This is a genomic window from Leptospiraceae bacterium (assembly GCA_024233835.1).
Taxonomy (GTDB): domain Bacteria; phylum Spirochaetota; class Leptospiria; order Leptospirales; family Leptospiraceae; genus JACKPC01.
Genome location: JACKPC010000001.1, coordinates 884429 through 907321 on the forward strand (window position 1 = coordinate 884429; position 22893 = coordinate 907321).

25 protein-coding genes are annotated in these 22893 nt (G+C 38.0%); 14 read left to right on the plus strand and 11 right to left on the minus strand.

What is annotated here, in order from left to right:
• Window positions 1–5: 5 nt before the first annotated feature.
• Together H7A25_04080 and H7A25_04085 are read right to left on the minus strand one after the other, a co-directional pair.
• A complete protein-coding gene (locus H7A25_04080) occupies window positions 6–233 on the minus strand; it encodes a transcriptional coactivator p15/PC4 family protein (protein MCP5499054.1) in 228 nt (75 codons plus the stop codon).
• Window positions 233–1165 carry a ferredoxin-NADP reductase gene (locus tag H7A25_04085; protein ID MCP5499055.1) on the minus strand — a complete coding sequence of 311 codons (933 nt, stop codon included), beginning with the start codon at window positions 1163–1165 and terminating at the stop codon, window positions 233–235. Before H7A25_04085 ends, H7A25_04080 begins: the two co-directional genes overlap by 1 nt.
• Window positions 1166–1262: 97 nt before the next feature.
• Between H7A25_04085 and H7A25_04090 the strand changes: the two genes are divergently transcribed.
• From H7A25_04090 to H7A25_04100, 3 genes are read left to right on the plus strand one after another with little or no spacing between them, the layout of a single operon-like run.
• Window positions 1263–1481 carry a hypothetical protein gene (locus H7A25_04090; GenBank protein MCP5499056.1) on the plus strand — a complete coding sequence of 73 codons (219 nt, stop codon included), beginning with the start codon at window positions 1263–1265 and terminating at the stop codon, window positions 1479–1481.
• Window positions 1478–2197 carry a L,D-transpeptidase family protein gene (locus H7A25_04095; GenBank protein ID MCP5499057.1) on the plus strand — a complete coding sequence of 240 codons (720 nt, stop codon included), beginning with the start codon at window positions 1478–1480 and terminating at the stop codon, window positions 2195–2197. The genes H7A25_04090 and H7A25_04095 overlap by 4 nt, the downstream gene beginning before the upstream one ends.
• A gap of 36 nt (window positions 2198–2233) precedes the next feature.
• Window positions 2234–2959: a glycosyltransferase family 2 protein gene (locus H7A25_04100; GenBank protein ID MCP5499058.1), complete on the plus strand. Its 726-nt coding sequence runs from the start codon at window positions 2234–2236 to the stop codon at window positions 2957–2959.
• 13 nt (window positions 2960–2972) lie between these two features.
• Here H7A25_04100 and H7A25_04105 read toward each other — a convergent pair whose 3' ends face one another.
• Both H7A25_04105 and H7A25_04110 read right to left on the minus strand, forming a co-directional pair.
• Window positions 2973–3638 carry a YdcF family protein gene (locus H7A25_04105; protein MCP5499059.1) on the minus strand — a complete coding sequence of 222 codons (666 nt, stop codon included), beginning with the start codon at window positions 3636–3638 and terminating at the stop codon, window positions 2973–2975.
• The gene (locus H7A25_04110; GenBank protein ID MCP5499060.1) at window positions 3638–4336 is read right to left on the minus strand and encodes an RNA methyltransferase; all 699 of its coding nucleotides are present in this window, start codon (window positions 4334–4336) and stop codon (window positions 3638–3640) included. The genes H7A25_04105 and H7A25_04110 overlap by 1 nt, the downstream gene beginning before the upstream one ends.
• 39 nt (window positions 4337–4375) lie before the next feature.
• On the opposite strand from H7A25_04110, the gene ligA reads away from it, so the two are divergent.
• Together ligA and H7A25_04120 are read left to right on the plus strand one after the other, a co-directional pair.
• On the plus strand, window positions 4376–6376 hold the full coding sequence (gene ligA, locus H7A25_04115; GenBank protein MCP5499061.1) for an NAD-dependent DNA ligase LigA: 2001 nt from the start codon (window positions 4376–4378) through the stop codon (window positions 6374–6376).
• A 4-nt stretch (window positions 6377–6380) separates the two neighbouring features.
• Window positions 6381–6728: a hypothetical protein gene (locus H7A25_04120; protein MCP5499062.1), complete on the plus strand. Its 348-nt coding sequence runs from the start codon at window positions 6381–6383 to the stop codon at window positions 6726–6728.
• On the opposite strand, the gene add is transcribed toward H7A25_04120, so the two are convergent.
• The 3 genes from add to H7A25_04135 all read right to left on the minus strand — a co-directional run bounded on the left by add (window position 6725) and on the right by H7A25_04135 (window position 9513).
• A complete protein-coding gene (gene add, locus H7A25_04125) occupies window positions 6725–8050 on the minus strand; it encodes an adenosine deaminase (protein MCP5499063.1) in 1326 nt (441 codons plus the stop codon). The two genes, H7A25_04120 and add, sit on opposite strands and share 4 nt — an antisense overlap.
• Window positions 8051–8238: 188 nt before the next feature.
• Window positions 8239–8958, minus strand: coding sequence for a ComF family protein (locus H7A25_04130; protein ID MCP5499064.1), 720 nt, complete (start codon window positions 8956–8958; stop codon window positions 8239–8241).
• Between the two features lie 57 nt (window positions 8959–9015).
• Window positions 9016–9513: a ClbS/DfsB family four-helix bundle protein gene (locus tag H7A25_04135; protein ID MCP5499065.1), complete on the minus strand. Its 498-nt coding sequence runs from the start codon at window positions 9511–9513 to the stop codon at window positions 9016–9018.
• 224 nt (window positions 9514–9737) lie between these two features.
• Here H7A25_04135 and H7A25_04140 point away from each other — a divergent pair, with 224 nt between their 5' ends.
• The 4 genes from H7A25_04140 to H7A25_04155 all read left to right on the plus strand — a co-directional run bounded on the left by H7A25_04140 (window position 9738) and on the right by H7A25_04155 (window position 12017).
• Window positions 9738–10004 (plus strand): AAA family ATPase, encoded by a 267-nt coding sequence (locus tag H7A25_04140; protein MCP5499066.1) that lies wholly within the window; start codon window positions 9738–9740, stop codon window positions 10002–10004.
• On the plus strand, window positions 9937–11178 hold the full coding sequence (locus tag H7A25_04145; protein MCP5499067.1) for an AAA family ATPase: 1242 nt from the start codon (window positions 9937–9939) through the stop codon (window positions 11176–11178). Before H7A25_04140 ends, H7A25_04145 begins: the two co-directional genes overlap by 68 nt.
• A gap of 349 nt (window positions 11179–11527) precedes the next feature.
• Entirely contained in the window at window positions 11528–11761 is a 234-nt protein-coding gene (locus H7A25_04150) for a DUF433 domain-containing protein (GenBank protein ID MCP5499068.1), read from the plus strand.
• 118 nt (window positions 11762–11879) lie between these two features.
• On the plus strand, window positions 11880–12017 hold the full coding sequence (locus tag H7A25_04155; protein MCP5499069.1) for a DUF5615 family PIN-like protein: 138 nt from the start codon (window positions 11880–11882) through the stop codon (window positions 12015–12017).
• A 221-nt stretch (window positions 12018–12238) separates the two neighbouring features.
• Here the strand turns inward: H7A25_04155 and H7A25_04160 are convergent, their stop codons facing one another.
• From H7A25_04160 to H7A25_04170, 3 genes are read right to left on the minus strand one after another with little or no spacing between them, the layout of a single operon-like run.
• Window positions 12239–12508 carry a hypothetical protein gene (locus H7A25_04160; protein ID MCP5499070.1) on the minus strand — a complete coding sequence of 90 codons (270 nt, stop codon included), beginning with the start codon at window positions 12506–12508 and terminating at the stop codon, window positions 12239–12241.
• 4 nt (window positions 12509–12512) lie between these two features.
• Entirely contained in the window at window positions 12513–15308 is a 2796-nt protein-coding gene (locus H7A25_04165) for a DEAD/DEAH box helicase family protein (GenBank protein MCP5499071.1), read from the minus strand.
• A 60-nt stretch (window positions 15309–15368) separates the two neighbouring features.
• Complete coding sequence (locus H7A25_04170) at window positions 15369–16070, minus strand: 4Fe-4S cluster-binding domain-containing protein (GenBank protein MCP5499072.1); 702 nt, start codon at window positions 16068–16070, stop codon at window positions 15369–15371.
• A gap of 161 nt (window positions 16071–16231) precedes the next feature.
• Here H7A25_04170 and H7A25_04175 point away from each other — a divergent pair, with 161 nt between their 5' ends.
• From H7A25_04175 to H7A25_04185, 3 genes are all read left to right on the plus strand, one after another.
• The gene (locus H7A25_04175; GenBank protein MCP5499073.1) at window positions 16232–17140 is read left to right on the plus strand and encodes a hypothetical protein; all 909 of its coding nucleotides are present in this window, start codon (window positions 16232–16234) and stop codon (window positions 17138–17140) included.
• A gap of 217 nt (window positions 17141–17357) precedes the next feature.
• Window positions 17358–17963, plus strand: coding sequence for a hypothetical protein (locus tag H7A25_04180; protein ID MCP5499074.1), 606 nt, complete (start codon window positions 17358–17360; stop codon window positions 17961–17963).
• On the plus strand, window positions 17960–18688 hold the full coding sequence (locus H7A25_04185; protein MCP5499075.1) for a hypothetical protein: 729 nt from the start codon (window positions 17960–17962) through the stop codon (window positions 18686–18688). The genes H7A25_04180 and H7A25_04185 overlap by 4 nt, the downstream gene beginning before the upstream one ends.
• Before the next feature lie 526 nt (window positions 18689–19214).
• Here the strand turns inward: H7A25_04185 and H7A25_04190 are convergent.
• Entirely contained in the window at window positions 19215–20504 is a 1290-nt protein-coding gene (locus tag H7A25_04190) for a UvrD-helicase domain-containing protein (protein ID MCP5499076.1), read from the minus strand.
• A 212-nt stretch (window positions 20505–20716) separates the two neighbouring features.
• Here H7A25_04190 and H7A25_04195 point away from each other — a divergent pair, with 212 nt between their 5' ends.
• The gene (locus H7A25_04195) at window positions 20717–22351 is read left to right on the plus strand and encodes a flotillin family protein (protein ID MCP5499077.1); all 1635 of its coding nucleotides are present in this window, start codon (window positions 20717–20719) and stop codon (window positions 22349–22351) included.
• Entirely contained in the window at window positions 22338–22892 is a 555-nt protein-coding gene (locus H7A25_04200; GenBank protein ID MCP5499078.1) for a cytochrome c-type biogenesis protein CcmH, read from the plus strand. Before H7A25_04195 ends, H7A25_04200 begins: the two co-directional genes overlap by 14 nt.
• The last annotated feature ends 1 nt before the right edge of the window (window position 22893 follow it).

Consider the following 22893-nt stretch of genomic DNA (forward strand, 5'->3'; position numbering starts at 1 on the left):
TTTTCTTAAACATCAGAAAGAAGCTTTTCCCCGCCCTCGAGAAAGGCTTCTTTCACAGCTTCAAACAAGTCCGGGGAAATAGCGATTCCCTTTTTTGTCGGTTTTAGCTCCTGGTTTTCATCATAATACCAGATTCGGAGGTTCAAAAGTTTCTTTCCTCTGTACTCACTTACTTCAACCCGGATAACTTCCCCTTTCCCCTTGTCAATATCGCGAACGACTCCGAGAGACATTAATAGGTCTCCACAAAAAGTTGGGACTTGGACTTGAGTTCTTCTTCTAATTCCTTTAAGTCGCCTTCTTTTCCCAGAACTTCTTGAAGAACCTGTAAAATTCCTTTTTCCATGCCTTTGGGTCCACCGCAGATATACATCCTGCCCCCATTTTCAAAGGCCTTTTTTAAAGTATCTCCGATTTCTTTAACTCTGTGATGAATATACATCTTTCCACCATCAAAGGGGTTTTTGGTTTCCCTACTAACAGCCATAATAAATTTAAAATGGGAGTGTTTTTGGGCCAGTTTTTCAAACTCTTCTTTTAGAACGATTTCATCCGAATAGGGAGCACCATATATTAAATATACATTCCCGGTGAACTTAATCAGGTTATGTTCTAAGAGTTCTATTATCATCCCGTAAAAAGGCGCAATTCCCGTACCGGTCGCACAAAAGAAAATATCCTGGGCGAAATCTTCCTGTGGAAGGAGGAAGTTTTTGCCGGAAGGTCCGGTCATATCAATAATCTCTCCTTCTTTTATATCACACATATAATTTGAGCAAACACCTTTATGGGTTACATTTCCTTCCTCATCATAGGTATTGTCTCTTTTGATGATGAAGTCAATAGTATTAGCCTTACCATCGGTTCCGTAGGTGGGAGAAGCTATCGAATACAGGCGAACTGTATAGCCCGTATTGTCTGAACCTTTCGCTACTTTTTCAGGGTCTTCTCCGGGAGGAATTATACCGGCACTTTGACCGATTACATAGGGGAATTTTGAATGGTCTAATTCGAGAGTAATCTGGTTAATGCAGGCTTCTCCTTCTTTTTTCGGACGTTTTCCCTGTCCCGGTTTTGGGGTTAATTCAATGTTCTTTAACACCTTAGCTTTGTAAGGAGAGGATTTCTTAAAAATATTAATCTGTGGTTGTCTTGGTTTGTTCATAAAGCCGCTTTATTCTTATCTAAAAAGTTTTAATTATAAACACAAATTATTGCATGTGGAGTCAATAAAAAAACCGATATTAAGCCTGAGGGAAGGAGTGGAAACAGCTGGAGAGTTCTACAAAAAACCGGTTTATAATCAGAAAATTCTTCACATGAAAATTTTATACTATACCGGAGAAATGATTGCCTGGTTGGAAGCCCAGGAGAGAGGAGAAGAATATCCTTTGCCCCGACTTCCCCGCTTACCCAGGACTCCCGGTCGGAAGCGCTTTTCGCAGGATGAATTTTTGCCTTTTCCGGAGATTCACTTATAAAACAGAAATTTTTCATATATCTTTCGGGCTTTATCCTGTTAAGTTTCCTTTTATTCCTGATACGCTACCCTCTTATCTCCTTTTTCAAGCGGAAATTTTTTAAGCAACAGAGCCTGGAAGACGTTCGCAAAAAGTATTCCCACAAACTCATACCTATTCAAAAGATACTTTCGGACAAAGGCATTTCTTTTCCCATCTCCAAATTGTATCTATTAGCTTTTAAAAAAGAACGAATACTGGAAGTTCATACAGAAAAAAATGGAAAGAAGCTTTTTTTATTTTCTTATCGGTTTACCACCTTCAGCGGAAAGCTCGGTCCGAAACTTGTAGAAGGAGACAGGCAAATCCCGGAAGGAAAATATAAGATAGACTATTTGAATCCAAATAGTTCCTATCATCTATCCATGAAAGTATCTTATCCAAATGCTTTTGATGCGGAAAAGGCAAAGTTAGATGGCAGAGAAAATCCGGGTTCTGATATTTTTATACACGGAAAAGATGTGTCTATTGGTTGTATTGCCATCGGTGATGATAAGATAGAAGAGCTTTTTCTTATTGTAGATGCAAGCCTCCAGGCTTTCGGAAAAGATTCTGTAGAGATACTGATATTTCCGGGCAAACTAGAGGAAGGTAAATTCCCGGACTGTGAGATTTGTCCTTCCTGGCATAAAGAACTTTATGATGTACTACGAAAGGACCTGCTTCCTTTTTTATAATGCTAAAATTGATTCTGTAAGTTAAAAGAGGTATACATGAATAAATTTTTACTTATTATCCCGATTTATAATGAAGAGAAAGTCTTAGAATCTGTTGCTCATAATACAGTAAAAGAAGCGAAGGAACAGGCAGATATTCTTTTTATTAATGATGGTTCCTATGATCGCTCCCCTGAGATTTTATTGTCTCTACAAAAGCAGTACCCTTTTATAAAGCTTTTAAATAAAGAAGTAAATGAAGGCTACGGAGCAAGCATAATCAGCGGCTTTAACTATGGAATTCAAGAATATTACGATTATCTAATTACTATGGACTGCGATGCTCAACATGAACCCAAAGATTTGCATCGTTTTTTTACTTACAATCCCTATGTGGATGTTGTGAGCGGGAGTCGCTATTTAAAAGATTCCCAAATCGTGGGAAAGGCACCCGAAGATAGGGTTGAAATCAATTACAGGATAACAGAACTTTTAAATGAGACCTACAACTGGTCTTTAAGTGATGCCTTCTGTGGCTATAAACGTTATCGAATCGATGCATTCAAAAACCACGGTTTCGAAGAAAAGGGCTATGCTTTTCCTCTGGAATTATGGGCTTTTGCTTATCGAAATCATCTACATATTGAAGAACTGGCGGTTGATCGAATTTATTTAACCAATGATAGAAGTTTCGGTGAAGACCTGGATAACAAAAACAGACGTTATCGCCATTATATGCAGGCCTGGAAAAAAGCCGAAGAAAAATATGGAATCGAACGATAACTAAAATCGCTTCCTACTTAAAACTCCAGGTTTGATTCCCGCTTCCGCTTATGGGATATTTGGCTCCTAAAAAGCGAGGAGGGGTATGAATAATATTCATATCCAACCAGGCAAGATTTCTGGCAAAGAATTCTCTCAGACGATTTTTCTTCTTATCCCTATAAACCCCGCTGTCCGACTCAAGACAGGAAACTTCCATACCCAACTTCCTTGCGATATAGGCGGCGCGGGGCTGGTGAAACCTCTGGGTAACAATAATCGCATCCTCAATTTCGTATACCTTTCTGGCTCTTGTAAGAGTATCGAGGGTACGAAACCCGGCAAAGTCCACGAAAATATCTTCTTTTCTCACCCGGTTCTTTATCATAAAATTCAGCATCGGTCGGATTTCATTATAAGAACGGGAAGAGTTATCTCCTGAAAGTAAAATCTTTTTTACTTTATTATTCTGGTACAAAGAGAGAGCCCCCTGCAATCTGTCCCGCAAAATCGAAGAAGGTTTCTTGTTTCGATATACAGCAGCTCCCGGTACTATGGCTACCGTTTTTGGCTGCATAGCCTCTGCTTTTTGTGAAGACTCAATCAGGAGGTAATGAATTTCAAAACTCAGATCTATCACAAGGCTGGTTAACAGCAGACAGAAAAGGATAATAACTGAAGAATAAAGCAGTGTTTTCATCACTCTCTGGGTTTTAGCCTTTGTATATTCCTGAAAAACTTAAACAAGAAGTTAATATCTCCTTCACTTAAGGGTCTCGTTTCCAGTATGGATTTCAGCCGTTTTACGGCAAGATTTTCCTTTCCGTGAAACTCATCCATTCCTATAAGAGAAAAAATCTCCCCGGAAAGATCATACAGGCGATTTTTCTCCGGTGCCTGAACTTCTTCTATAAGCTCAGTACGAATATCAGAGTTATATAAAAGACTTAAAACAAAACAGACCGCCTGGGCCAGGTTCATTGAAGGTTGATAGCCGGGAAGTCGAAAGTTCAACATATAATTACAATGGCCGATGGCTTCGAGAGACAGACCCCTATCTTCTCTTCCGAAAAGAATTCCAAATTTCCCGGGACTTCGCCGGAGAAGCTCAGGAAGTTCTTCCCGTTCAATAAAAGGACCCCTATCCCTCGTTTCTATCATTCCCGTTCCGATACAGAGAGAAAGATCGGACAAACAGGATTTCCAGTCGGAAAAGTATTCTATGCGATTAATTTCTTCGAGGGCATTATGCGCCATCCATTCCATTTCCGGCGCTTCTTCTTTTTTCTGCCCGATAATCCGTAAAGGTGGTAGGCCAAAATTCGCAATTAAACGGCAGCACATCCCGATATTTCCGGTATAAATCGGGTCCTCGAGAATAATAATTATTCTATCCATATATCATTTCAACTTGACCAAAAATCCCTTTCTTGGCATATTTTCTTTGTGCAAAACATAGAAAAAAAGCTCCGAGAGCTGGAAGAAAAGGTTCGTTATCATCAGCATTTATACTACGTAGAAAACAAGCAAGAAATCTCCGATAAAGAGTTTGATCTGCTTTTTAAAGAACTTCAGGCTCTGGAAGAAAAGTATCCAAAGCTTGCTTCTCCTAATAGCCCCACGCGGATTGTAGGCTCGGATCTGGACAATCATTTTGAAAAGTTTCAGCACAAAATACCTGTTTTATCCCTGGAGAATACTTACAGCCCCCTCGAATTAGACGAGTGGATACAAAAAATCGGCCCGGAGGATGAATATTCCCTCGAATGGAAAATCGACGGAGCTTCTATTGTCCTTTACTACGAAAAAGGAGAACTGGAGAAAGGAATTTCGCGGGGAACCGGTGGTGTTGGAGATGATGTAACCGAAAATATTCGTACCATAAAAAACATTCCTCTCAAGCTACCCGAACCGGTCACCATTTACCTCCGGGGAGAAGTCTACATGACTTTTTCCGATTTCGAAAAACTGAACCGGGATGCCGGCGGTAAATACGCCAACCCGAGAAACCTGGCTTCGGGAACCTTAAAGCACAAAAGTTCCAAGCAGGTTTCCAAGCGTCCTCTGCGAATTTTTACCTATGATGCCTATTTCCCGGAGGGCCAAAGAAAACTCCATACACATAAAGAGCTTTTGGATTATATGAAGAAACTAAAGCTTCCTGTGCCGGAGAATATACAGATTGTAAAAGGCAAAACCATCAAAGACCTGATTTATTCTTACCAGGAAAAGAAAGAGAAACTGGACTTCCCGGTTGATGGCCTGGTGATTAAGCTGAACGACCTGGCTAAACGTGAAAAGCTGGGCTTCACCTCTCATTCTCCCCGATTTGCCCGTGCCTATAAGTTCGATGCAGAACTCAAAGAAAGTACTATCGAAGAAATAGACATTGCCGTAGGTAGAACAGGTAAGATTACTCCAAGAGCCAGAATTAAGCCTATACAGCTCGCCGGGACAACTGTAAGCTACGCAACTCTGCATAACCAGGACTTTATTAAGGAAAAGAAAATTGGTATCGGAGCAAAGGTGATGGTGGCCAAAAGGGGAGAAATTATCCCGGCAGTGGAAGAAGTAATAGAGGAAGGCAAGAGTATTTTTAGCTTTCCGAAGACTTGTCCGGCCTGTAAGTCCAAACTGGAAAAAAGAGAGGATTCAGTAGATCTCTTCTGTAACAATAAATCCTGCCCGGAAAGAGAAAAGAACCTTCTTGTATTCTTCTGTCAAAAGAAGCAGATGGATATTGACGGACTCGGAGAAAAACAGGTAGAAAATCTCTATAAGAAAGGTTTTATCAAAACAATTCCGAGCCTGTATAGGCTACAGGAAAAAAAAGCAGAGCTTGTAGAACTGGAAGGATACGGAGAAAAGAGCGTGAAGATTCTTTTAGATGGATTGGAAAAATCCAAAAAGAAGGATCTGAAAGTTCTTCTACCTTCCCTCGGTCTACCGGAAATCGGACATAAGGTAACCGAAATCCTGATTGAAAATTCCTATTTCTCTATCGATGAACTGGTGGAGGCTGCCAATAAAAATAAAAAAGAAGAGCTTCTTTCTATTCACGGACTGGGACCTAGAACGGTAGATTCAATTCTAAAATCCTTTCAGGATAAGGATATACTGCAAACTATAGCTGAATTAAAAAAACTGGGTCTGAATTTTACAACCAGAGCCCCGGAAAGGGCCGAGAAGCAACCTTTTGCCGGACAATCCTGGTGTGTTACGGGAAGCTTTCTTCATTTTCAACCCAGAGATAAAGCTCTGGAAATTATCGTCAAATATGGAGGTAAGAAAGTTTCGGGTGTCTCCTCCAAAACAAGTCATCTACTGGCGGGAGAGGCTGCCGGTTCCAAGCTGGAAAAAGCAAAGGAACTGGGTGTCAAAGTTTTAAATGAGGATGAATTCCTTGAAATGTTAAAAAAAGAGAATATAGAGGTATAGATGGATGAAATTAGAAGAATTGGATTATTGTCTCGAATTTGATAGGAAGACTTCTACCATTTCCATTAAAGGAATCCTGCGTCTTCCCGGACTGAGAGATTATGAACCTATTAAGAGCTTTCTTTACTCATCTTCAAGGCGAACCGATACAGCTCTTACCCTGGATCTTTCTGAACTCATCAATCTGAATAGTGCCGGTATTACAACTATCAGCACCTTTGCTCTCGGGTTAAAAAGAGAAAATCGCCTGGAGTTTGAAGTAATAGGAAATGAACGGTATCACTGGCAAAGACAGATGATTCCGAATTTGCAGAAGCTCTGGAAAGATGTAAAATATAAGTTTGTATCTTAAAAGTTTCCCAACTTATAATCTTTTTTGAGTTCAGAAATTTTGCTTTGCATCGTTTTCCAGAGAGCCTCTTTATTCGGGTGAAAGGTGGATTGAACACCTTTCTGAATCAGGTCTAAAATCTCTTTCAGGCTAAAATTCAAATATTGATAAAGTTTTAAATACTCATCACTCAGGTTGACATTGAAAATTTTGGGATCATCGGTATTGATGCAGGTTAAAAGACCGCTGTCGTAGTATTTTCTTACCGGATGGTGCTGTTCTCTACGAACATATTTTCCTGTAAAAATATTACTGGTTAAACAGATTTCCACCGGAATTTGCTTTTCTGCCAGGTATTCCACAAGAGCCGGATCCTGTACTGCCGAAACAGCATGGCCGATACGTTCAGCCCCTAAAACCTTTACAGCATCCCAGATTTCCCAGGGTCCATCATCTTCACCGGAATGAGCGACTGTATGGAGACCTGCTGCCCTTGCTTTTTCGAAAATCAGGGCAAAGTTTTTGGCCGGCCCTTTTAATTCCGCTCCTCCCAGACCGATACCCAGAATTTCCGGATAATCCAGTTCCAGCACATACTCCAGGTTTCGCATCGCATTTTCTCGACCGAAAGAGCGGGAAACATCGATTAGAAGTTTAATATCGGTTCCATCTTCGGCTTTCTTTTCCCGGATCCGTTCGATAATGATCTCTACCATGCGCTGAAAATTTAAGCCATTCTGGATAAACTTGGAAGGTGCAAAAAAGACCTCGGCATAGAGAATGTTGTCTGCCCGCATGTATTCGGCAAGACTATCTACCATATATCCCAGGTTCTCTTCCTTTTTTATTATACTCTGAATGAAAAAGAAAGCGTTAATGAAGCCATTCAGACCCTCAAAATGCAGAACATTTTCTAATTCTTCTTCCGAGGTCTGTATATTATTTTCTTCAATGAGTTGTAAAAGAGTTTTTTTGTCCAGACAGGCTTCGAGGTGAAGATGCACTTCTGTTTTAGGTAGACTCTGGATAAAACTACGTACATCTTTCTCCGAAGGCTTCTCCAGAGAAAGATCGGCAGTTCGAATCTCATCAAGGGTGTGCAGGGTAATCTTGCCACGTTTTTTATTCTCTTCCTGAATCCAGGAAGGTGGCTCCTGAATTACAATTTCCATCAGGGAGACCCTTTCAGAAAGTAAATGGTTGATCTGGTAGTCGAAGGCCAGCTGTACATTGGGAGAATAAGGTCTATTCAGGGGAAGTCGGCTTTTTAGCCTGTTTAGCTCATTGACATCCCTATCGATACTCTGGATTCGATCCAGAATTTTCTCAATACTGGCTTTCAAAGTTCTCCTACCGTATGCAAATCTCTTTCCCAGTTTTCAAAATACGTTTTTTTTAAAAAGTACATTCTCTTTTGGCTTTCTAAAAATGTTAAGTGTCCTTTTACATTTTTCAATCGTAGGCGAAATATCGATAACTCGCTTTCTGAATTAAGTTGACGTATTGTTCATTTGATTCCTTGCAAGATTTTTTATTTTTGATCCTGCCCGCGACTCAGGACGAGAACATATATTTTTTCAGCTCCATTTTGCAGTAGAAGACGGGCAATCTCGTTGATAGTTGCGCCGGTAGTAAATACATCATCGATAATTAAATAGGAACCCAAAAGCTTTCCCTGAAAGGAATTTGCTATAGAAAAAGCCGAATATGCGTGTAAAAAGCGCTCCCTGTAGGTTTTTCCGGACTGTAGTTCTTTGGATGTTTTTTGTACAGGCCGAAGAATCGGAATTTGTAAAAACTTAGAGAGGTCTTTTTCCAGAACTTCACAACTTCTGTAGGGTCTTTCTTTTATAGTTTTAAGGTTGGATGGAACCGGAATAATGGCCTGTAGTTCTAAATTTTTTAGTTCCCGGATATGCTTCTTTAAACCCGTCCGAAAGAAGTAACGAAGGTTTCCTATATTACTAAACTTAATCCTCTGGATAATTTCTTTTTCGAGCTGATTTCGGTAAGATAAAAAAAATAATTTTTCAAAGAAAATATTCCGGGAATTACAGTATCTACAACTATCTTCAAGGGGAGAGTGGCAGACGGGACAGAAGGAAGGCGGGGTCTCCTTTGCGGGACGGCTCTTCTGAGAATAGCAGGATTTGCAGAGTCCTATCTTCTTCGCAAGGAAATCTTTTTTCTGACACCGAAAGCATTGCAGGGGAAATAACCAATTTAACAAATCATAAAATACAGTTTTCATATATTATCAGGTAATAAAGAAAACCCGGAAAGTGACTTTTTTCCCTAAAAAAATGGATTATTTCTTGGCCTTCTTAATAAGTTTTATCCCCCAATCGTAATGACTTGATGTTGCCGAAACCAGGTAGGCCCCCAATGAAGTAGTTCCGGTCCATTTGTATTTTTTCTTTTCAAATAGCTCTTCATCATTATGTTTCTCGATGAGACTCCTGATTTTTTTGTAACTCGACTTGAAATGTAGCTTTGCCTCTTTAAGGGATGTATCCCTGTATTTTTCCCAAATCCATCTGTTCAGTTCTGGAGTTGTTTTCCAGGTGTATCCTTTGGCCGGCATATCCGGTTTTTCTCCTTTCATCCCGATTGTGTACCATTCCAGCATCATTAAGTGCCAATGGTGAAGATGCATCAACACATCTCGAATATTTCGATTCATTGTGCCTTTCGGGAATTCAGCATTCTGTTCTTCCTGTGATAGGTTCTCAATGAAGTCCATTAGAAATTCAAAATTCTTCTTGCTTAAATCCAGCAATTCGGTTTTATTTTTAGGTCGTGCCATATTTATCTCACTAAATTTTTCTTATAGTGTATAGAGTCCTATTAGAAATAAATTTCTCAAATACTCAAAATTTATTCTCATGATTTGTATAATGATATTATAAAGGGTGGTATGAAATTGTAAATTATCATTTTTACATCGAAAGTAATAAATCATCCGAGTTCGGATGTGAGCAGCCCCTTTTTCCGATTTACAGGAAAATCTTTGCAGGATAAACTGCTCTTATGCTAACAATCGCGTATGGAGAGGCCAATTTCGATAATCTGAGAAGGAATCAACGCCTGTTTCTTGATAAAACTCATTTTATTCCCCGTCTCGAAGCAGTAGAAAAGTTTTTCTTTATTCGGCCAAGGCGTTTCGGAAAAAGCCTCTGGATTAGCGTCCTGCAATCCTATTATGACATAAAGAAGCAGGAGAAGTTTGATGAGCTTTTCCATGAGCTCTACATCCATAAACAACCTACCAGAGGGAAAAGAAGCATTTGTTCGTGACATTATCTCTGAGACCGGCTATGTCCGCAACTTCTACGAGCAAATGAAAATAGCCAGTGGAGAAGGTGTATTTGAAAGGTTTTTTATTACCGGTGTTTCTCCTATCATGCTCGATGAACTGGCCAGTGGTTTTAATATCATGAGCAATATGACAGGCCATCCGCAGTTCAATGAGATGCTGGGCTTTACAGCAGAAGAAGTGCGGGGCATATTAGATAAAGTGCCCCTGGAAAGATTTGCTAAAAAGAGCAAAGAAGAAGTGTTTCTGGATATGACTACATTTTATAATGGTTATCTGTTTTCTGAAGAGGCCCATAAGAAAGTGTTCAATTCGGATATGGTTTTGTATTTTCTACAGTATTTTCATGATGTGGGTTATCCTAAAGAGATCCTTGATTTTAATGTAAAGACAGATTATAGCAAGCTGAAAGGCTTGATCGTGGGTAGTAGCGGTAAGGAAAACCTGAAACGAATCTTAGAAGAAATTAATACTCAGGAGTATTTAACCTTTCAATTAGTACAGCGCTTTACCTTTGAAAACCGCTTGAAAGACTACGAATTAAAATCATTATTGTTCTTCTTCGGCCTCTTAACCATGACAAATATTCCCAACCGTTTTGTTGTGCCGAACCAGGTGATTAAAACCCTACACTGGGAGTATTTCCAGAACTTCCTCGAAGAAAACGGGGTGGACTTCGATGTAAGTGCTCTGCACAACTGCATTGCCGAAATGTCCGAGTCCGGGAAAGTAGAGGGCTTGAAAAATTTAGCTATTGATTTCTTTCAGAATAAACTCTCAAACTTCGATTTTTCTGCCATGACAGAGAAGCATATCAAGTTTATGTTTATCTCCTACTTTACTTTGAGTAAGCTCTACAGCATTATCTCCGAAAGAGAACTACCCGGCGGCAAACGCATCGACCTTCTCTTCGAAGCTCACCCGGCCTATTACCATTACGTGATGCATAACTTTATTATGGAATTCAAATATATTTACAAGAAAGATTCTCCTTCGGAAGCCAGAGCAAAGCGGGAAGCGGCTATTTCCCAGGCAAAAGAATACTACGAGACCTACAAGCGTGACTTCAAGCAATTTGGCCGAGAACTCCATTCCATGGCTCTCATCGTGACCCACGACAAACAGGTAGAATTTGTGGAAGTTGCCGGGTTTTGAATTGTGCCTATAGTCAGTCAGGGACGACGCATTAATTGTTTGTTTTTACTAGGTATTTCAGTGAAAACTAAGAGTTTACCCAATTTTCTATTTTTATATTTTGGATTCTTTGGAAATGCTTAACATTCCTTTCATGGAATATATAGTTGTTAGTTTTTATTACTGCCTGGGTACTGCTCTCCTATTGAATCTGAGACCCTGTTTCTTCATGCATTTCGGAACTCTAGAAAAGATTCAAAACTCTTTGATACGGTAAGAGGGTTTATTGAGTTATTGAAGAAAAACTATAAATAAACCAGGCTTATTAAAAATATATTGTATTTTTTTATAAAAGATGTAGAATGTCGGTATGAAAGAACTTTTAAAGAGAATTACTCTTGATCCGGAGGTCTGTAAAGGCAAGCCAACCATCCGCAAAATGAGATTTACAGTAACGCAACTTTTGGAACTTCTTGCCGGTGGTATGACGTATGATGAAATTTTATCGGATTATCATTATCTGGAAAAAGAGGATATTTTTGCCTGCTTATATTACGCTTCCCGTATTGCAGATACAAAAGAAGTCATTCCGATTGCTGTCTGATGAAGTTTATTGTTGATACTCAGTTACCGCCTAATCTGGCAAAATTTTTAGTCTATAAAGGATATGAGGCTATTCATACAAGTGATTTCCTGATGGACATCTTCTAAAAGATAAGGAAATTATCTTCATAGCAAAAGATCAGGATAGAATCATTGCAACAAAAGATAATGATTTTTTAGATAATTTTTTAGTGAATGGAGCTCCACCAAAAGTTCTATTTATACAACTTGGTAATATCAGTAACAAAGAATACTGAATAAATTAAGCAATTCATTAGATACAATAGTAAAGGGTTTCAAGAAAGGAAGTAGTTTTATAATTCTAAAAAATGAATCTGTAGTGATTTATTGAATAAAACTGCACCGGGGTTTTAGAAAACAGCTTGAGGTAAAGTTTATTTATATTTTTCTTAAATAGTTTGGCTGTGTCTTCACTCTCTTTTTTAGGTCTATCCTAAAAAACAAAAAATCTCATGTATCATAAAATATTATTTAACAGTAATTCACCTTTAGATTTATGTAACCAGTTAATTGTGTTTTCGGTTACTAAGAATTTTTCGTATCCTTCATACTTTTGATTTTTAAGATTTTTCTTTATCCATCTATAAAACTTTTCCGCAAGGCTTAGAAAGTGAGCATCTTTATTAGAAATTTCTTTGCTTTCCGTTAAAAAAGGAATTATAAGTGAAGGGTGGTGGGTTTTTGATAAGCATGAGGTAAAAGTAATTCTTTTTTCCTTATAAATCAAACCCTTATCTTCCGTAATAAACCTGGAAGAGAGTAAAGCGATGCTTGATGCGGCTTCCGTTTCGAACCTCACGAAGTTTTCGTTCCATTTCTTCTCTCGCTTTTTGGATTTCATTTTTGGTACGGTTAATAAGTCCCCTGCGGTCGTGTTCGGGGTCCCACTTGGCCTGGGCTTCCTGTCTTGATAGTTTTTCTTCTAAGAGGCGAATGTTTTTCTTGGAAGACAATTCGATTTTATATTCTTCTTTTTTAAACATGGTCAGAGTTTCATCCTGAAGCTCTCTTTCTCGTTTCTCTACTTTTTGTTCTAAAAGATTTAGAGTATGGATCAATTCCGTTTCAAAGTTCTTCTCTTCGAGGATACTATCCGCCAGGTTCGTTTCCTTCTGGAGAACAAGTCGTAATTCTTCGGGAAACTTTCCGAGCTTTTTTGCCTTTTTTTCTTCCCGGTTATATTCAAGATAAAACAATTCGGTTCTTTTTAAGGAAAATTGAAATTCAACCAGGAAAACAAATAGAGTTTTCCCACTATATAGGGAATTATGAATATAGCGTTTTTTATACCCTAATTTATTTTCCAGAATATGCTGAATACAACGTTCTACTGTCGGATGTCCGAAAGCCAGAAAATCGAGAGAATCATTGGCTAAGGCCAGTTCTGAATCAAAGGTGCCAATTTTAGCAGTCTGATTCTCTTCTAAAATTTCATACAAATTTCCTTCTTTCTTTTTTAAAGTATAGGGGAAACTATCTCCGAAATGTTTTTGATACAGAAGAAGCATTTCCTCCAGATGGGAGTTTGTATAGGCTCTCTCTGAAAGAGTATGGTCATAATAGTCCTGAAGGTTAAAGTCCATGAGTTTGGGTGTTACGAGAGAGTTCAACTTATTATAACCCTTCTCAGCAATTTTTATCCGGTTATCTAATTCTTCATTTAACTCTTCTGTTGTTTTGGTCCCGGTGACAAATTTCATAAAACTGGAATTGAAATCTAATTCATCTTCAATGGTTCCGAGAAGTGCATCCGAGGCACCGATAGAATCTTCAAAAAGTTTTATTTTATGATTCAGTACTTCTAAAATTCGCTCAGCCACCGTATCTTTACTGGCAAAGTTAAAGATATATACATCTTTTTTTTGTCCGAAGCGGTGTATTCTTCCGATTCTCTGCTCGATTTTAAGAGGACTCCAGGGTAGGTCATAGTTAATTAGTATATTTGAAAATTGTAAATTACGTCCTTCTCCGCCGGCTTCCGTGCAGATGAGAACCTCCGAACGTTCTTTAAACTCGGCAATCGCATTTTCCTTCTCATCCGCACTTAAAGAACCGTGAAAAGGAGTTATTTGAAATTCATCCTGTAAGATAGAAGTCAAATAATCCTGGGTGTTTCGAAACTGTGTAAAAATAATAAACTTTTTACTTCCATCTCTTTTTAAGCGAAGTAGTATTTCTTTTAATTTAATAGATTTTCTGTCTTCCTTAATCGACTTACCAAGCATAATGAGTCGATTTAAACTTAGAAGTTCCCTGCGTATGCTCTGAATATCTTTTTGAATGGGATCGTCCAGTCCTGCAATAAACTCTTCCACATTTTCTGTATCGTCAATATCCCATTCATCGAGGTCTTTTTCAAAACCGGTAAAACGGTGAAGTCTTGATTCTATCATGAACTTTCTGCGTGTAAGAGCGTTTAATAGGGCAAACACGGAAGAATCCAGAAGCTTCTGAAACACGATCATGACAAAACCGGTTGCCCGATTTTTGGTGTTCATGGCAATATTATATTCCCGCTTTACATACTCGGTCGTTTCATCGTAAAACTGTCTTTCTATATCGGAAAGCTCGATTTTAACCGTTTTCGCAAATCGCTTGGTAAAGCCTCCGACCTCAACTTTTCTGCGGCGCAGTAAAACCTTGCTGATTTTCTCTTTCAGATCCTGCTTGTTTCCTACCACGTAATCATTGACAAAAGCATGATAAGAACCTAATATATTGGGATCAACCAGGTGCATGAGATAAAATAGCTCTTCTAATTTTCCGCGAAACGGAGTGGCTGTTAATAAAAGAAGGCATTCGCATTTTTTAGAAATCTTTTCTGCAAAGAGATAGGCCTTGGTCACTTTGGAATAGTCTCTGCGCAGGCGATGGGCTTCATCAAAAACTACAATATTCCAGCGGGTCTTTAAAATTTCTTCTGCATAAACCGGGTTCTTGATAAAATCAATCGAAGTAATTACCTTTTTAAAGTTTTTCCAGTTTTCTTCACCGTTTGTAACAAAGTTTCTTCGCTTTATGATAGTGAAGTCTTCGTTAAACTTATTTTTTAATTCATGCTTCCACTGGACTAAAAGAGGAGAAGGAGCAATCACCAGCACTTTTGTATAATTATTTCGAAACATCAGCTCTTTCATGACGAGACTGGCTTCGATAGTTTTGCCGAGTCCCACTTCATCGGCTAAGATAAAGCGGGGACGAAGACTGTTTACCACGTAATACGTGGACTCCAGCTGATGGGGTAATAGACGGGTTCTGGAATTGGAAAGAGAGGAAAGCTTGTCGAATACATGGGTTAGCTTTAGATCCATAGCGAGGAGGCTCACGAACATTTCATAGGGGCGGCTTTCAAACTCATGCAAAGCAGAAAGAGTAGAATTCAGGTATCGCAGGTTTTCGTCTTCTTCCGGGAGTTCAAGGGTTTTATGAACTGCCGAAAAATAAACTTCCAGGATTCCCTTGCTTTTCTTTTGTATTTTCCCGAGTCCGTACGAAGGTTTATTACAGAGATATACAGGTGTGTCTATCGTTTGACGACTCGAGTTCTGCTGAAAGTCTAAAAATAGTTGTTGTGCTACAGAAGACAATTAAACCCCTCTTTTATTTCCCCATAGTATTTTATGTATTTGTAATGAAAGCCTTGTGCCGGGTATCGCAGATTCCTTCAGCCATTCGGAAAGCTCCTGCGGACTGCATTCTCTCGCTACAGGAGAAAATAGAAGGTTTCTCGATAGAGAAAACTCCTCTATCACCTCACAGGCCCTGTCAAAATCAGCCCTGTCCCGAACCACAAATTTTACTTCATCAAGGATTTCATTTCTTTCCCGGATAATATGGAAGTTTTCCGGGTTCATGTGTTTTTCCATGCCGGAACCCGGGAGTTTATAGTCGATGCTGAAGACCATATTATCCAGTCCCGCGATGCTCTCTTTTCCATTGGTTTCAACGCGGGGTTTTTCATAGTAAAAATTATGTCTCTTTTTATAAATCATTTTTGCAATTTCTGTACAAAAAAATTTATGTTTTCCTTCCAGAGGCTCTCCTCCCGTAAAAAGCACCTGAACCGGCCTTCGAGAAAGACTTTCTATGCGCTCAAAAGCCTCTTCTACGGACATTTCTTCGCCGGCAAAGGGAGAGAGGGCATAAGGTGTATCACACCAGAGCTTTTTATCAAGCATTTTTCCGCAACGAAGAGAACAGCCGGCAAATCGCAGCAAAATAGTCGGTATGCCTACCGAAATCCCTTCACCGGAAATAGAGTAATAGATTTCGTGTATAGTCGCTTTCATAGGGGTTTTGGGGAGTTTAAAATTATATTCTCCCATTTCTCTTTACTTATCGAAGATACTCGAAAACGAAAATAGGAGAAAAAAAGGTCAGGTTTTTTAATTTTTTTTGCGGAAGAATAGTCCAAACTGCATTTTTCAAACCCTTTATAGTAGAGGGTCACATGAACAAACGAAAACTCCAAAAAACCTTTGATGAAGTATTTAAGAAAAGAGCCATAGCTTTTTTCTCAAAGTTCGCAAAGGTAGAAACGGAATTTGAATTGCACAGGCTTCCGAGAAAACTCGATATCCTTGTGATTGAGAGTGATAAACCTATAGGAAAAAACCTCGACTTAATGAACTATTTTAAAGAATTCAATATCATTGAGTTCAAGTCAGAAAGTCAGGGTGTAAAATTACAGGATATATATAAAACTTTGTATTATATCTCGGCTTTTGTCTTACGGAAAAAAGAGAAGGGAGATATAAGCTTCACTCTTATAACAACGAAAAAGCCGGAACGATTTTTAGAGATATATCATTTCTTAGAGACGAGAAAGGGACTTTATGTCATGGAAATTCCGGGGATTATAAAGATACACTGTATCGTTATTTCAGAACTGGACAAAAAGACGGATCGAGAACTGGAGTTTTTGCAAATATTCACAGCGAAGAAGCAGAGAGAAGAGATAATCCGGGAAGCCATAGAAAAGGGCTTCGGAGAGAACTTGAAAGATAGTTTTTTGCTTTACAGAGAAGAAGTAGAGTCTATACTAAAGGAGATGGGAAAGGATATGACTGCCATAGAAGAAAGAGTCTGGGAACTCGCAGAAGAATTCGGAATCCGGGAGAAAAGTATTCAGGAGGGATTTCAAAAAGGTATAGAACAGGAACGCCTTATAGCCCAGGAAGAGATAGAGAAATCACAGCGCCTTGTAAGTATTCGTGAAAAACGAGCAGAGCATAAAGGTAAACTCAGGACCGCTATCAATTTACAGAAGGAAGGTGCTGAGCTAAAATTCATTTCCCGTATTGTAGAACTCCCGGAAACCTATTTGGAAAAATTTTTTAAAAAAGCTATTTGGGATTAGAGCTTAGGAATTAGTGATTATTGTTATTCATTTTAATGTATAAACGATGACACCTGACCTGAGTCCTATCATCCAATTTAGGAAAGAAAACTTTGCTGAAAATCTCCTCACTATGCTGCAATGCATACGATTCAGGCTAAATTATCCATGATGGATAAAGGCTTTTCCAGTAAATTTGATGTTAATTAATAAAATATTCTCTCTTATTATACTTTGCATGATAAATCTACATTGTAGTAATTCAAGCTATACTAAATATAGACAGGAAAAATTAATAACTGGCCTTTTTGTTCATAATACGCTTCCACCTCTTATTACGCCTCCGGATGATACTTTTTTTGACAATGGTGATGGAACAATTTCTGTTTATAATTATACATCCTACAAATTAGTAATTATCAAAAAATGTTTACAGGGTCAAGCCTTCCGAACAGAGCAAAATGATTGTCAAGGTAATGGGGATAGTTCAAATAACTATGGCGCCAGTCTTTTAAGCTTTTGCAATACTGATGATAATTCTTGTAATGATACGGAAATATTCAACCTTACTTCTACGAGTAATAGCGAAATATATCTTAGTTGTAATAATGATACATTCAATAAAAAGAGCTGGAAAGTAATCTCTTCAACTTATATTTTGGATATAATTAATGAATCTGAATTTCTAAGCTTTTATACAGAATTTCCAAAAAATGGACATTACTGGACAAGTAACGCATACAGTTTTGATTCAAGCAAAGCTTATTATGTATCCTATATATTTGGTTTGGAAAAGGGGAAAAAGACTAAAGAAAAATATTTGCTTTGTATGGAGAATGAATGAAACAAATACTCTTATTAATTATTTTTTTATTCTCACATAATTGTTCAAGTCCTAATTACGATCCTGATATAGGTGCATTGTTTATTATACTTTGCTATGGATCTTCGGATCTTCGTAGTCAGACGAAAACAGAATACGAAAGGGAATTTACAGATTTAAAAAATGGTATGATTCTCTATACTTCAAGAAAAATCATTTATTCAAAAAATGCATGTGAAGAAAATTATCATTCGGGAGTGCTAAATTCAGAAAGTCAAACATATTATAAAAAATGTGTTCAAGGTCAAGTTTATCGTTCTGAACAAAACGATTGCAAAGGAACAGGAGATTCTTCTAATTTTTACGGAGCAAGACAATTTGCTTTTTGCAATACAAACGATAATTCGTGCGAATCAAATTCCGGTAATGCAGATCCTTTTTCAAGTCCCGCTGCCCTATCTTGTTATAATGAAACACTATATGGTAGAAGCTGGAAAATAAAAGATGTCTATCAATATTCTTCTTATGAATCTAAATTTATAAATTATCTCCCAGAGGAAAAATTCAAAGAATACTTCTCTGAATTGCCTAAAGGAGATACTGTTTATTTTTGGGATTTAGACAGCAGTAGTTCAGAATACGCTTACAAATACAGTATTGATGGTAATGGAAAAATAAACTCTGATAAGGATTATAAAACATCATCTCATTATGTGATTTGTGAAAATTCAGAAAATGAAAATTAAAAAGGAGAAACATTCTGTTAGAAAGAGGTTTAATTTATTTATTTATTATAACAATAGTCTCCTGTGGTTTTGCTAATTCTTTTTGGGAAGCAAGGGATTCTTATTATTCGAGCAAAGTAAGTAGAAAAGAGGCGATACAAGTTATAAAAGATGCAATCCTGGTTAAAAATGTTCTTTGCAAAGGAAGATTTTATTTCTATCCATTTTCCTCAGACGATGAATGTGATATTAATGATACAGGTATACCAAGAACTTGTAAATCTCGTTTTCGGTATATCGATAAAAGTAATCTTGAAGGCTGCATCAATAGTATTTACATTACGCCATGTAAAGACTACAATCCAAAATCATATTCTTCTGTTTGGGAGAATATGTTACCAATGTTTGGTTGTACAAGTGTTTTTGGTGGGACATTGCCTTTCTAAACAAAATCCTTCCCTGAAGAGTCATTAACCTGCATGATATTGTACGGGGTGGAGAAATTTTTTAAAAAGCTATTTGGATTAAAATTTGAAAAATAAAAATTCTAAATCATCTTCTCCCATTTCTCTTTACTTATCGAAGATACTCGAAAACGAAAATAGGAGAAAAAAAGATCTTCTATACGTTTCTTATCTTTCTTACGATTTCCTAAGATAAACAGGTTATCCTTTGCCCGGCTGAGTCCTACATAAAGAATCCTCCTTTCTTCTTCGAGGGTCTCTTTTTCACAATCCGGTTTCAGGTTCCAGCCGGAAAGAAGATCCAGATAGACCGTTGTAAACTCAAGACCCTTGGAGCCGTGTATGGTCATTAACTTATCTTCTGCAATCCCTGCTTTTTGGTACTCACGGATTCGGTAATTAGAACGGCAGAGGATTTTATAATCTTCTTTTGAGTTTTGTAAAGAAGAAACCAATCCTAAAAAATCTTCTTTGTCTAATTTTAATTTATAAACAAAGGACTTACCTTTTCTTTTTGGTATGGCTTCCTTAGGAATATTCCCTTTATTCTTGTGTATGGGAATCGCAGAGGTTTTCACGACTTCGGGCAAAGAGCGATAGTTGGTTCTTAAAAAGTTTACCTCACAGGGTTGAAAGAGATTCGGAAATTCTAAAAAAGGAATAGTACTTGCTCCCCGAAATCCATAGATTGCCTGCCAGTCATCTCCTACAACGGTAAGCTTTTCGGGTTGTAGAAGTTTTAACCATTCGAGTTGTACAAGATCTGTATCCTGAAACTCATCTACAATAACCCGCTTAACTTCCTTTTTCGCCTGTAGAGCCCAATCCATATTTTCTTTCAGGGCATTCAAATATACCTGAATCAAATCATCAAAATCCAGCTTTTTTTCTGCCTCTTTATACGAGGAATAAAGGGTTTCAATTTGCATGGCTAAGTCAGGAAAATGTGTTTGTGTAAAACTCGTACCGGAAAGGAAGAATTCATAAGGAATACCTCCGATTTTGAATCTTTCTTTTTTTAAAAAAGCTCGAATCAGCTCTTCTTTTTCGGATTCCTCAATAATACTCAGACCTTTTTTATAAACCGGGTGATAGCGTTTTAAAACAGAAAGACAGTAAGCGTGAAAGGTTTTTATATTCACTGCATTTTTGCCGACCTTTTTTTCCAACCTTTCGGTAATTTCCTGGACAGCTTTTCTTGAAAAAGTAATGACCAGGATTTCTTCCTGTTTCTCTTCTCCTTTCTGGAGAATATATTCGAGAAGGCTAATCATTGTATGGGTTTTACCGGAACCCGCCCCGGCTATCACCTGTTGAAAATTACCCTCGTATTTTACGACTACCTGTTGTTCTTCACTGAGACCTGTATTCATTCTATCTATAAAGGTAAAATACAGTTCCTTTCAAATGGCTTTTTAGGATAATTTTATGAATATTTTACCGGTACTGCTGGAATTGTATTTCACATCGAATTAAAAAAATGATGGGGAATTCTTGTAGATATGCCCGATCGGAAAATAAAAAAAAATTGTATCTTTATTCGAAAAATAAATCCTTGTTTATAATACAAATATAAGGGGGTTCTATGGGACCGTTGGCTATTATGGCTATTGTTCTTATTCCGGCTTTGATAATTGCGTCAGCTGTTGTCTTCACAATTAAGAGATATAAAAGATGTCCTTCTAACCGAATTCTGGTAATCTATGGTAAGGTTGGTAAAGATAAAAGTTCAATTTGCATCCACGGAGGAGGAAAATTTGTTTATCCTCTGATTCAGGATTATCATTATCTGAGTCTTGAGCCGATAACGATTGATATTAATCTAACCGGTGCACTTTCTAAGCAAAATATTCGAATTAATACACCCAGTACATTCACTATTGGAATATCCACCGATCCGGACCTCATGAATAATGCGGCAGAAAGGCTTCTGGGTTTGAACGAAACCCAAATCCGTACTCAAGCGGAAGATATTATTCTCGGACAATTAAGGCTTGTAATAGCAACTCTTGATATAGAAGAGATTAATCAGGACAGAGAAACTTTTCTTTCCCAGATCAACAAAAACGTTGCTTCGGAATTAGATAAACTCGGCCTTACTCTTATTAACGTAAACATTAAAGATATTACCGATGAATCGGGTTATATCGAAGCCATAGGAAAGAAAGCTGCTGCGGAAGCAGTAAATAAAGCCAAGATAGAAGTGGCTATGCAGGAAAAAATTGGAGAAACCGGACAGGCAAAAGCGAGGCGCGAACTCGATGTGGAAGTAGCCAGGGAAACATCCGAATCTCTTAAGGGTCAAAAAGATGCAGAAATCGATCAGATTGTAAAAATTGCTGAATTAGAATCATTAGGAGTTTCTAAAAAGGCAGAAGCCCTGAAAAATCAGGAAATTAATGTGGCGAAACAACAGGCAGAAGCTGAAAAGGGAAAAAAAGAAGCAGAGGCTATGAAGCGGGTTTCTATTTCCGAGCTTGAATACCAGGCAATAGAAGGTGAAAAAGCTGCAGAACAGAAGAAGAGGGTGTCTATAGCCGAAAAAGATGCGGCGGCAGTTGAAGGAGAAAACATCTCTAAAGCGAGGATTGCTGATTCCAATGCCGAGCTTGCTGAAAAATCCGCTGAGGCCAGGAAGAGGGGAGATGTAGCAAGGGCTAATGCTGATAAAGATATTCTTATGGCAGAAAAGCAGGCAGAAATAGCCAGACTCGAAAAAGAACAACTTGCCCTGCAAGAAGTTGATAAGAAAAGACTGGAAATCGAAGCAGAAGCACAGGCCGAAAAAGCCAGACGGATTGCAAAAGGGGATGCGGATGCAACCCTGGCTCGTTTTCAGGCAGAAGCGGAAGGCTTAAAGTCTCTCTTACGTTCTAAAGCAGAAGGTTATAAAGAAATTATTCAGGCAGTAGGTGGTGAAAGCCAAATTGCTACAAGTCTTCTGATGATAGAAAAAATGGAATTTATGGTAGAAAAACAGGTAGAAGCCATTTCAAAACTAAAAATCGATAAAATAACCGTATGGGATTCCGGTGGTACCGAAGGAAGCAGCACAGCAAATTTCGTGAAAAGCATAGTTACAGCTTTACCCCCTTTGCAGGAACTTGCCAGACAGGCCGGAATTGAACTTCCCGAATACCTCGGAAAAATAGGTGGAGAAAAATTAGCCTCTTTAGGGCAGACTTCAGTAAAACAGGAAACAAGAAGTGGGAAAGCTTAATACCCTCTTTTTTTTCTTTCTTTTTATTTTAAGTAATATAAGTTTGTATGCGCAATCGACGCATACAAACTTAAGTTCAGAAGAAGATAAAAAAACGTTTTATGAAGTTACAGAAAAAATTCGTTGTATTTGTCTTCCTTCCTTACCTATAAAAAGCTGTTCTTTCAGTAATTGCCGTTCTTCTGCTATCTTAAAAGATTTTATAGAAGATAGAATCCGAAAAAGAGATAGTGCGAAGCTTATAGTTGATAAAATTATCAACGGATACGGAGAAGGCATCTTACAGGATCCTTATGTAAAAAGTATGATTCAGGAAGGTAATGGCTATCTGGTTGCGGAAATTGTTAAGGGTTTTGGGCCGAAGATGCTGGCTGAACCCGATCCTACCTGGATAAATTTGAGCCTTGTTGCCGGGATGTTAGTTGGTCTTGGAGTTATATTTAGATATATGAAAAAGCGTAAAAACAATTCACTGACCATAAATTCTGAAAAAACTCAGTCTACTAAAGAAGATATACAAAAATACCTGGATGAAATATAAT

Coding starts and splice junctions, on each gene's coding strand:
- H7A25_04180 (MCP5499074.1), top strand. CDS start 17,358: ATGATAAATCTACATTGTAGTAATTCAAGCTATACTAAATATAGACAG.
- H7A25_04145 (MCP5499067.1), top strand. CDS start 9,937: ATGAGCTTTTCCATGAGCTCTACATCCATAAACAACCTACCAGAGGGA.
- H7A25_04135 (MCP5499065.1), bottom strand. CDS start 9,513: ATGGCACGACCTAAAAATAAAACCGAATTGCTGGATTTAAGCAAGAAG.
- H7A25_04120 (MCP5499062.1), top strand. CDS start 6,381: ATGAAATTAGAAGAATTGGATTATTGTCTCGAATTTGATAGGAAGACT.
- H7A25_04150 (MCP5499068.1), top strand. CDS start 11,528: ATGAAAGAACTTTTAAAGAGAATTACTCTTGATCCGGAGGTCTGTAAA.
- H7A25_04175 (MCP5499073.1), top strand. CDS start 16,232: ATGAACAAACGAAAACTCCAAAAAACCTTTGATGAAGTATTTAAGAAA.
- H7A25_04195 (MCP5499077.1), top strand. CDS start 20,717: ATGGGACCGTTGGCTATTATGGCTATTGTTCTTATTCCGGCTTTGATA.
- H7A25_04105 (MCP5499059.1), bottom strand. CDS start 3,638: ATGAAAACACTGCTTTATTCTTCAGTTATTATCCTTTTCTGTCTGCTG.
- H7A25_04170 (MCP5499072.1), bottom strand. CDS start 16,070: ATGAAAGCGACTATACACGAAATCTATTACTCTATTTCCGGTGAAGGG.
- H7A25_04085 (MCP5499055.1), bottom strand. CDS start 1,165: ATGAACAAACCAAGACAACCACAGATTAATATTTTTAAGAAATCCTCT.
- H7A25_04140 (MCP5499066.1), top strand. CDS start 9,738: ATGCTAACAATCGCGTATGGAGAGGCCAATTTCGATAATCTGAGAAGG.
- H7A25_04110 (MCP5499060.1), bottom strand. CDS start 4,336: ATGGATAGAATAATTATTATTCTCGAGGACCCGATTTATACCGGAAAT.
- H7A25_04130 (MCP5499064.1), bottom strand. CDS start 8,958: ATGAAAACTGTATTTTATGATTTGTTAAATTGGTTATTTCCCCTGCAA.
- H7A25_04080 (MCP5499054.1), bottom strand. CDS start 233: ATGTCTCTCGGAGTCGTTCGCGATATTGACAAGGGGAAAGGGGAAGTT.
- H7A25_04100 (MCP5499058.1), top strand. CDS start 2,234: ATGAATAAATTTTTACTTATTATCCCGATTTATAATGAAGAGAAAGTC.
- H7A25_04190 (MCP5499076.1), bottom strand. CDS start 20,504: ATGAATACAGGTCTCAGTGAAGAACAACAGGTAGTCGTAAAATACGAG.
- H7A25_04185 (MCP5499075.1), top strand. CDS start 17,960: ATGAAACAAATACTCTTATTAATTATTTTTTTATTCTCACATAATTGT.